The sequence below is a fragment of the Candidatus Kryptonium sp. genome, assembly GCA_025060635.1.
GTDB lineage: Bacteria > Bacteroidota > Ignavibacteria > Kryptoniales > Kryptoniaceae > Kryptonium.
In genome coordinates this window covers 1-549 of sequence record JANXBN010000137.1, presented here as the reverse complement: position 1 = coordinate 549, position 549 = coordinate 1, and the positions used below count along the sequence as shown (strand labels likewise).

Annotated in this window: 1 protein-coding gene; it reads left to right on the top strand. The window is 61.9% G+C overall.

What is annotated here, in order from left to right; all coding sequences use genetic code 11:
* The coding region (locus NZ923_10815) for a helicase (GenBank protein MCS7230497.1) at nucleotides 1-549 on the top strand (549 nt) is incomplete at both ends.

The window sequence follows — 549 nt, the reverse complement described above, 5'->3', positions numbered from 1 at the left end:
ATCTACAACTTAGTCGCGGGCGACACGCGCGAGGGCAAGGTGCTGCGGGCGCTCTTTGAGAAGCTCGATCGCATTCGCCAAGCCATGGGCAGCGATCGCGTCTTCGACGTCATCGGTGAAGTAGTGCCCGGACGCTCGCTCAAAGACCTCATCGTGGAAGCGATTGCTAACCGACGCACTCTGGAGGAGATCGTAAGCCAGATCCAAGCCATCCCCGATGCCGAGGCGGTGGAGAAAGTGCGCCAAGCTGCTCTCGAAGCTTTGGCGACGCGGCACATTGACCTGCAGCGCATCTTGGGCGAAGATCGCCAAGCACGCGAGCATCGCCTCGTGCCTGAATACATCGAGCGCTTCTTCGAGCGCGCTTGCCGCTACCTCGGCGTTCGTTTGGAGCGACGTCGCGATGGGCTGTGGCGCGTGCCCTCGCTGCCCTACGAGCTGCGCCATGTCTCCCAAGACTTCAAGCATCGCTTCGGGCAGGTCTTCTCTGAGTACAGCAAGATCGCCTTCGACAAGCGGGTCGCCCGCAGCCGCGAGGCTGTGTTCGTC